Raw genomic sequence first — 8,494 nt, 5'->3', positions numbered from 1 at the left:
TATGTATTTTATTGAGATTTTTACTTTAGAAATCTAATCAATTATTAATTATCTAATATATTGCTATAATGATTCTAAAAAATCATTACAGTTCATCTTATCTAAAGTTTTAGAAATAACATTTAAGATTGTGTAAATATCATGTAAATTTTCATATTTCACCAAATCTCCTTTTTTCTTATCCAATTAATCCGAGCGGAATGATTGGATAAGCACCTCCCGTCATTATATAATATTGTTCGGTCAGTATGTGTCGTTTTAAAAGAAAATCATTAATTATTTCAATATATATAAATAAAATTAATTAGCCTTATGAGAAACTTATACACGTTCTTATTCAATTGAGTTTATTTCAATTAATCTAAATTTAATAATTATTATGTATATTTCATAAAATATAAAAAGCCAAGACATTTTCAATATGAAAACATCTTGACTTATTATTTTTAATATTCGATATTAGGCATTTCATTAACTTTATTTTGATATTTCTTGAAACCGACATATGCAGCTACACCTAAAACTAATGTAATTAATAATCCTCTCACGTCTATCACTCCTTTAAGGTTCTACACTGATTAGATTTCTTTTATATGTAATGAATCTAAATACATCTATATTATACACTGACTTGATGTCTTTTTTAAAGATTGCATAGCAAATTATATACCCCATTGGACTGATTTTTTTCTAAAAGTATTGCAATAATTTGAAAATCGAATATATTATTTATATCGATTTCGAAATAATTATTTTTTGAGGAGAACTATTGTGACTAAATTATTATATATTACAGCACACCCTTTAGATGAATTAGCATCTAATTCAATGGCTGCTGGTAAAACATTTGTAGACTCTTATAAAGAAAATCATCCAAGCGACGAAGTACAACACATCGATTTATTCAAAGAAGATATTCCTATGATTGATAAAGATGTGTTAACTGGTTGGGGTAAATTACGTAACGGTGATGAATTAACTAGTGATGAACAACAAAAAGTAAATCGTTTAAGCGAAATTCTAGATGAATTTTTAGAAGCTGATAAATATGTATTCGTATCACCAATGTGGAACTTATCATTCCCTCCTGTTTTGAAAGCATATATCGATGCGATCTCAATTGCTGGTAAAACGTTCAAGTATACAACTGAAGGTCCTCAAGGTCTTTTAACTGATAAAAAAGCATTACACATTCAATCACGTGGTGGTTACTACACAGAAGGTCCAGCTGCTGAAGTTGAAAGTGGCGATCGTTACTTAAGAAATATTATGACATTCTTAGGCGTACCTTCATATGAAACAATTATTATTGAAGGTCACAATGCTGAACCTGAAAAAACAGAAGAAATTAAAGCAGCCTCAATTGCTGAAGCTAAAGAATTAGCTAAAACATTTTAATTTCTACATTAGATAAAACACGATACCCATGAATAAACTATTCATCAGTATCGTGTTTTTATTTTTCATCTTTTAAATGTTGGATGTCTTGGAAGCCTTCGCGACGGTTAGCGAGTTCTTCCATAATAGCGTACCAATCGCGTCCAACTTTCTGAAAGGTGCTTTGCATTAAATCATCTTGGGCTTTATTTAACTTGTCGATGAGCTTGCTTCCTTTAGGTGTTGGGAAAAGTTGTTTAACGCGACGATCTTCCTCTGAGGTCTGTTCAATAATTAATCCTTCTTCTTTTAGCTTACGTAATGTCGCATGAGAACCTTGTTTTGAAATTTCTAATGTTTTCAATAATTGTTTAATTGTAATGCCGGGTAATTTATTTATGAAAAATAGGAATCGATGGTGTTGTCGACTCATGTCATATTTTTCAATAATTTCATCAGCGGTGGTGATGAATGTCTTGTATGCGAAATAAAACAACATATGTTCATAATCTTTTTTATTACTATCCATAGGCTTCTTTCCTTTATATTGGGAATTATTATCCATATTATAAACAATTTTCAAAAAAAGGTCATTAAAAGGTCAAGTTTGTTGACTTTAATTCAAGTACAGATTATAGTGTAAGTGTATTCTAAATATAGAAAAAGGTGGAATGAATATGAAACGACGTGTAGGACAATATTTAATGGATGCAGTACATGCAGCAGGCGTGGATAAAATCTTTGGGGTTCCTGGAGATTTCAACTTAGCTTTCTTAGATGACATTGTACGTCATGATGGCGTAGAGTGGATCGGTACTACAAATGAATTAAATGGTAGTTATGCAGCTGATGGTTATGCGCGTATTCATGGACTTGGCGTTCTCGTAACTACATTTGGTGTGGGTGAATTAAGTGCCGTGAACGGTATCGCAGGTTCTTATGCAGAACGTGTGCCTGTTATCGCTCTAACTGGTGCGCCTACAAGAGCCGTTGAAAATGCTGGCAAATACGTCCACCATTCACTTGGTGAAGGCAAGTTCGATAGTTATCGCAAAATGTTTGAACCTATTACTACAGCACAAGCGTACATTACACCTGAGAATGCGACAATTGAAATTCCTAGAGTGATTAATGCGGCGCTTCGCGAACGTCGTCCAGTGCACATTCACTTACCTATCGATGTCGCAATGGAAGAAATTGAAATCGGCAATCCATATGAAGTAGCACTTACACCTAAACAAGATTTAAGTCGCTATGTAGATATGGTGGCAGATAAATTAAATCATGCGAAACAACCTGTCATTATCGCAGGTCATGAAATTAATAGTTTCCACTTACATGATGAATTAGAACATTTTGTAAATAAAACGAATATTCCAGTTGTGCAATTATCATTAGGTAAAGGTGCTTTTAATGAAGAGAATGAACACTACATTGGCATCTTTGATGGTAAAATTGCCGACGAAGAAATCAAAGATTACGTGAATAATAGTGATGTTATTTTAAATATTGGTGCGAAATTAACAGACTCAGCAACAGCAGGTTTCGCATATGAATTTGATGTTGATGAAGTCATCATGCTTAACCATCGTCACTTTAAATTAGGTAATATTGTTGAAGAAGATGTCACATTACCTAATTTATTAGCTGATTTAAATAATCTAGACTATCACTATGACGGTACGTTCCCTACTTTTAAAAAAGCAGAAGAAGGCAATTACGAATTAACTAACGATGCTTTAACTCAAGAAACATACTTCAAAATGATGCAAGAATTCATTGGCGGCGATGACATCTTAATCGCTGAACAAGGTACATCATTCTTCGGATCATATGAATTAGCTCTACCTCAAGGCATGTCATTTATTGGACAACCATTATGGGGCTCAATCGGCTACACTTTACCTTCAACATTAGGTACACAAATGGCCGATGCATCACGCCGTAACATCTTATTAATCGGCGACGGTTCATTACAATTAACAGTTCAAGAATTATCAACAATGATTCGTCACAACATTAAACCAATCATCTTTGTCATCAATAACGATGGTTATACAGTAGAACGCTTAATCCATGGTATGGAAGAGCCTTACAACGATATTCGTATGTGGGATTACAAAGCGTTACCTAAAGTGTTTGGTGGAGATAATGTAGCAGTGCATGATGTTAAAACATCAAATGACTTGAAACGTGTGTTTGACGAAATTAATGATGCTCCAGATCAAATGCATTTTACTGAAGTAAGAATGAATTGGGATGACGCACCAGAAAAATTACGTGACATCTCAAAAGCCTTCGCAGAACAAAATAAATAGTTAGAAGAGCGTTGCGTGAACGTTCGATTTAACACTTAAATGAAGAAAAGCTAATGTGTAGAGATAAGAAGATTTGTCTCATGCACATTAGCTTTTTGTGTTTAGTATGAAGTTTTTGTATGAGGTATTACATGCTTTTTTCATTTAAAAATTGGTCATCTATAACCTGTTTTGTGACATCTTGAAGATGGTGAATATTCCATTCGCTTTGTGGGTCATATCGTAAACCGTGTTTTTGAGCAAGTTGCTCATTGTAATCATCTAAATTGTAAATTCGGAAGTTTTGACGTGTGTTTTTATTATGAGGATTAGTTTGCTCATAATGATTAACCATGCTCGTCCACGTCACATGTTCCACATGCGCATCTTTAGGCGTTTTCACAATATCGAAGTTAATTCGTCCTAATAATTGATTATTCTCATTGCCTCCATATTGCCCATTCAGAAAATTACCTAACGAATAAGCCACGAGTGTTTTATGAGAAGATGTCTGACTTTTAACCCATTTAACGGGTTGTATCACGTGGGGATGTGTACCTATCACGACATCAACACCTTCATTAGCGAAGAGTTGCGCATACTTTTGCTGTGTTTTGTTTGGTTGTAGGTGATTCTCGTTGCCCCAATGTGCTGATACCATTACAACATCGCTTTCTTTCTTAGCTTTGCGTATATCACGTTTAATCGTTTGTTCATCAAACATTTTAACTGTATAAGGGTATTTTGAAGTCATATCATTCGTACCGTATGTGTAACTTAGCACACTCACTTTAATACCATTAGATGTAATCGTATGTATACCTTGTGCTTCCTTTTCCGAATCAAAAACGCCAGTGAACAATGCCTTATTTTTATAATGCTTCCAAGTTTGAATATTATTATGAACGCCCTCATCACCTTGATCGAGCACATGATTATTCGCAGCGTTAATTATATCAAAGCCAGTATTCACAACATCATGGGCAATTCGACTTGGCGTATTAAACTGCTTAAATCCTGAAAATGGTCGATCATCTCCACCAAGTGGTGACTCTTGATTCACAAAAGCTAAATCAGGTTGTTGAATGTCCTTCTTAATGTGTTGATACATCGGAGTAAAATCAAAAGAACCATCTTGTCGTTGTGCATCATTATACACGACAGGATGAATGAGGTTGTCCCCGACCGCCACAACCGATGCTTTCTCACTAGTATCTGTAGCTAATGCCATCCCGCCTATTACCACAAAAATTATAAAAAGAGCAATGCAACTAAAGTAATACTTGAACAATTGAAAACGCCTCTTTCTTGATGAAATGGAAATACAGCCTCTTTTATATTCAGAACAATATTTAAAAGTTTACTCATATAATACTATTTATTAATTTTAAAATACCTCTAATTTATATTCAATTCAATATCAATGAAGAGATAATAAGTAATGTTATAATTAGAAAAAATCGGTAATTAAAGGGAGTTTACATAATGTTATTATTGCCCCTATGCATTATAATGGGGATTTTTGGATATATCTTCAAACATTCTCCACCAAAAGAAAAAAATTTATTATATGGATATCGTACTAAAAAAGCATTTAAAAACGATGAAAATTGGAGAAAAGCTCAAAAATTATTCTCTGAATACACTTTAAAATACTTACCTATAGTCATTGTGAGTGGAATTTTAGCTCTAATACTTGAAATTATAACTGGAATTTCTCATAGAAATAATCTATTTTATATTTTACTAATCATTGAGACTATTATTACAATATGGTATTTATTTATCATCTATTTTAAAGTAGAAAAAAGATTATAAATTTCTTAACTAATTCAAAAAAGACTACCATGCCGGTAGTCTTCTATATTATCCATCTTTACCTGAATCGTCCACTTTCTTAATTGCTTTGTCTAATGCATCTGAGAATTTATACATCACTGGTGACCAGTTCTTCTTATTTGCTCTAGATTTAGGTGACATATTTTCATTAATAAAAAGTGACTTTCTGAACGCAGTCGTCAGTTCTAATTGCACGCCTTTATCTTTAAAATCGCGATTTACAAAATTTTGTTTCAAATCGCCGCCCAAATAAGACGGGGCAATTTTCACTGTAAAATGCTTTTTCAACAATTGTTGTTTAATCGCTTCTTTTAATTCGGTATCTAAACCGCCTAAATAAATGACCGGTTTATCCCCTTTTGCACCATGAATTGATACAGCAAAGTCTTTTGATTTCACCATATTAAGTAATGTCGGATCATTATAATGTGAAGAAGTCACATGAAACTTTTCGGGATTCTGGCGATTTAATACTGTGAACGAATAATAGTTATAATGATTATGATTCGCCACCATTTTTGTTAATTCGGTTGTACCTTTTTCGATATTACCTCCATGAGGCGCAACAATGATGACGTCACTGCTTGTTTTCTTAATTTCCTTCTTCCAATCGACACCTTCCTTACTATTCGCAAAGAGTTGCGTCATCGAACGAAAGTGATCTTTATGCGGAACCTCTGGTATAATCGGCGTAGCAGGCTCCAAATTAATATTCGACTCTTTCCCCTTCTCATTCTCATGATTGAGAGGATGAGGTAACTTGTGCTTCGCCTCCTTGTTATGTGGTACGCCTTGATGACTATCCTCTGTCGCTTCCGCTGGCTTATGGAAAAGGCCAACCACTAAAACTATTACTAATACACTGACTACCAAGACCGCCCACTTCTTCAAAAACGAGGAATTGCGTGCATCTGTCTTTCTCAAATTAAACATTTCCCTTCTACAATCAATAATTAATTTTGGACGATAGCCGTAAATTAAATGTCATACACATCCATATCTTCATTAATTAATATAGAAAGTATTCGCCCATTTGAAATCATCCTTAAGACTTATTATCTCAAAAAATAACCATAGTTATTACAATTTATTTATCAATACGTATATAATCTATATTAAATACTTTTTACCTTTATATTTTTTTATCCATATAGAACGACTATACATCGCAGCCAAAGCATGTTCTTCGGGACTTCGTAAAAACTGAGGTTTTAATAAAGCTTTAATCGCTATCTTCTTAGTTGCGTTATCTAATTTAATCATAGGAACGCCTCCGCTCGACTTATTTGTTACATATAATAACCCACTGCATAGACAAATTTTGTCTACTCATAGTTAGCCATCATCTTTTTCACTTCAGCGATATGTTTTTCTTTTAAACTATTAGGCGATAATACTTTCACTCTTGCGCCTTGTGACAATAGCCACATTAGGATACCGTCGCCTATAACCTCGATTTCAACTTCAAAACGATTGTTAGCGTAGTCCTTTTTCAATAAACGCGCAGTTGGAAATCTATCTAACACTGATTCAATAATGCCTCCGTTAAATTCAAATCTAACTTTCTTCCATTCACCGCCATACATAAAGTAAATGCGTTGCTTCAGAGCGCCCTCTCTAAAGTAAGGTGAGTTAGGTTCCTTAAATTTATTTTCAACTTTCGTGTATTCCTGAATACGATCTATTCTGAAAATGAGAACCTGTTCTTTATCGTTTACACCTACTAAATAAAAATAAAGTTCAGAGAATGTAATGTACATTGGTTTAATGGTATGAAGACGTCCTTGGTTCATCGCATTGAAATATTCGAACTTAATTGTTTTATTTTGTTGAATTAGTAAGTTAATATCCCATATTTTATTTAATAATGGCTCACCATGGTTCATAGGTTCATAATGAACTAATTCAGATTGAATCGCTTTTTCAATAATGCGTTGATTCTCTTCTGTAATATGGTTCGTTAAGTTATTAATAATAAGATGTATTTCCTCTTCAGATAATCCTCTTGTTGAAATCAGTATTTTTAAAATTGCTAAGATTTGTGTAGCATCAAATGTTTCATTATCCAAGCGTGTCATTTCATATTTACGATCAGTATGGTTCATGACAATTCTTAAATGTTCTGTTTCTTGTTTCGTATCAAAAAAGTCATTCAGACTCGCAATGTAACGTTGCACTGTGCGTTCTGATTTCTTGCCAATGATTTCTCCAATTTGTACTTTAGTGAAGCGTTCGCCTGACATGAATCTAAAATATAAATCAAGCATATCCGTCGCTTTTGCCATGGTATCTCCCCTTTATTTTTTCAAAAAGCGTTCTTCAATAATTCTATTTAATTAAACTATAACTCTTTAAAAAATGTAAGATGCATGTTTATAAAAAACGACAAAAATTGTCGCGCCTTTTGGATATACTAAGGTCAAGAAGTTCAAAACACGTAGAAAGTTGGGAATTGAATAATGAATTTACAAAACCAATCTAAAAATCCTCATGCATTTGGCGAAGTGTCACAGAACGATAGAAACATGGCAATGTTGATATGGATTCTATCTTTATTCACAAGTTTTATCGGTCCATTAGTGATTTGGTTAATGAAAAAAGAGGAATCTGAGTATATTAACCAACAAGGCAAGAATTATTTTAATTACGCTATTAGTTATGCAATTTATGGTATCGCTAGTTATATCTTAATAATTGTATTAATCGGTTACTTAGCATTATTTGTTGTTGTCATCGCAAGCTTGATCTATTGTATTTTAGGCATTATCGCCATGAACAAAGGCGAAGATTATGTCGTGCCATTTAGTTTACAACTCATTAAATAACATTAATTAACAAAAAATGTGAATTTCAATTAAATGGAATTCACATTTTTTTATAAATTAAATATTAAAATAACTAAATTTTTTGGTATAATTTTAATTGCTATTATGAAAGGGGGTTTCTTAATGACATTTGGTGCTATAATCGCTGTTCTTATA

The 8,494-nt window shown here is 33.0% G+C and carries 10 protein-coding genes; 4 read left to right on the top strand and 6 right to left on the bottom strand.

Annotated elements, in window-relative coordinates; translation table 11 throughout:
* Nucleotides 1-446 precede the first annotated feature (446 nt).
* The gene (locus CD128_RS04755) at nt 447-548 is read right to left on the bottom strand and encodes an SE2200 family small protein (RefSeq protein WP_103328913.1); all 102 of its coding nucleotides are present in this window, start codon (nt 546-548) and stop codon (nt 447-449) included.
* 223 nt (nt 549-771) lie between these two features.
* Here CD128_RS04755 and CD128_RS04750 point away from each other — a divergent pair, with 223 nt between their 5' ends.
* On the top strand, nt 772-1,398 hold the full coding sequence (locus CD128_RS04750; protein ID WP_103328912.1) for an FMN-dependent NADH-azoreductase: 627 nt from the start codon (nt 772-774) through the stop codon (nt 1,396-1,398).
* Nucleotides 1,399-1,456: 58 nt separating this feature from the next.
* On the opposite strand, the gene CD128_RS04745 is transcribed toward CD128_RS04750, so the two are convergent.
* Nucleotides 1,457-1,906 carry a MarR family winged helix-turn-helix transcriptional regulator gene (locus CD128_RS04745; RefSeq protein WP_103328911.1) on the bottom strand — a complete coding sequence of 150 codons (450 nt, stop codon included), beginning with the start codon at nt 1,904-1,906 and terminating at the stop codon, nt 1,457-1,459.
* A gap of 148 nt (nt 1,907-2,054) precedes the next feature.
* Between CD128_RS04745 and CD128_RS04740 the strand changes: the two genes are divergently transcribed.
* A complete protein-coding gene (locus CD128_RS04740; RefSeq protein WP_103328910.1) occupies nt 2,055-3,695 on the top strand; it encodes an alpha-keto acid decarboxylase family protein in 1,641 nt (546 codons plus the stop codon).
* A gap of 127 nt (nt 3,696-3,822) precedes the next feature.
* Here the strand turns inward: CD128_RS04740 and CD128_RS04735 are convergent, their stop codons facing one another.
* On the bottom strand, nt 3,823-4,905 hold the full coding sequence (locus CD128_RS04735; protein ID WP_103328909.1) for a CapA family protein: 1,083 nt from the start codon (nt 4,903-4,905) through the stop codon (nt 3,823-3,825).
* Between the two features lie 254 nt (nt 4,906-5,159).
* Here CD128_RS04735 and CD128_RS04730 point away from each other — a divergent pair, with 254 nt between their 5' ends.
* Entirely contained in the window at nt 5,160-5,492 is a 333-nt protein-coding gene (locus CD128_RS04730) for an SdpI family protein (RefSeq protein WP_103328908.1), read from the top strand.
* Between the two features lie 48 nt (nt 5,493-5,540).
* Here the strand turns inward: CD128_RS04730 and CD128_RS04725 are convergent, their stop codons facing one another.
* The 3 genes from CD128_RS04725 to CD128_RS04720 all read right to left on the bottom strand — a co-directional run bounded on the left by CD128_RS04725 (nt 5,541) and on the right by CD128_RS04720 (nt 7,798).
* Complete coding sequence (locus CD128_RS04725) at nt 5,541-6,404, bottom strand: poly-gamma-glutamate hydrolase family protein (RefSeq protein WP_231917263.1); 864 nt, start codon at nt 6,402-6,404, stop codon at nt 5,541-5,543.
* A 219-nt stretch (nt 6,405-6,623) separates the two neighbouring features.
* Complete coding sequence (locus tag CD128_RS11805; protein WP_167797477.1) at nt 6,624-6,776, bottom strand: hypothetical protein; 153 nt, start codon at nt 6,774-6,776, stop codon at nt 6,624-6,626.
* A 62-nt stretch (nt 6,777-6,838) separates the two neighbouring features.
* Complete coding sequence (locus CD128_RS04720; RefSeq protein ID WP_103328906.1) at nt 6,839-7,798, bottom strand: helix-turn-helix transcriptional regulator; 960 nt, start codon at nt 7,796-7,798, stop codon at nt 6,839-6,841.
* A gap of 174 nt (nt 7,799-7,972) precedes the next feature.
* On the opposite strand from CD128_RS04720, the gene CD128_RS04715 reads away from it, so the two are divergent.
* A complete protein-coding gene (locus CD128_RS04715) occupies nt 7,973-8,338 on the top strand; it encodes a DUF4870 domain-containing protein (protein ID WP_103328905.1) in 366 nt (121 codons plus the stop codon).
* Nucleotides 8,339-8,494 lie beyond the last annotated feature (156 nt).

The organism is Staphylococcus croceilyticus (assembly GCF_002902575.1).
Taxonomy (GTDB): Bacteria; Bacillota; Bacilli; order Staphylococcales; family Staphylococcaceae; genus Staphylococcus; species Staphylococcus croceilyticus.
The sequence above is the reverse complement of the archived record's forward strand: the minus strand, read 5'-3'. Positions and strand labels throughout refer to the sequence as shown.

Excerpts from the sequence above, each read along its gene's own strand:
- CD128_RS04740 (WP_103328910.1), top strand. The coding sequence starts at position 2,055 with ATGAAACGACGTGTAGGACAATATTTAATGGATGCAGTACATGCAGCA.
- CD128_RS04715 (WP_103328905.1), top strand. The coding sequence starts at position 7,973 with ATGAATTTACAAAACCAATCTAAAAATCCTCATGCATTTGGCGAAGTG.
- CD128_RS04730 (WP_103328908.1), top strand. The coding sequence starts at position 5,160 with ATGTTATTATTGCCCCTATGCATTATAATGGGGATTTTTGGATATATC.
- CD128_RS11805 (WP_167797477.1), bottom strand. The coding sequence starts at position 6,776 with ATGATTAAATTAGATAACGCAACTAAGAAGATAGCGATTAAAGCTTTA.
- CD128_RS04745 (WP_103328911.1), bottom strand. The coding sequence starts at position 1,906 with ATGGATAGTAATAAAAAAGATTATGAACATATGTTGTTTTATTTCGCA.
- CD128_RS04720 (WP_103328906.1), bottom strand. The coding sequence starts at position 7,798 with ATGGCAAAAGCGACGGATATGCTTGATTTATATTTTAGATTCATGTCA.
- CD128_RS04735 (WP_103328909.1), bottom strand. The coding sequence starts at position 4,905 with ATGGCATTAGCTACAGATACTAGTGAGAAAGCATCGGTTGTGGCGGTC.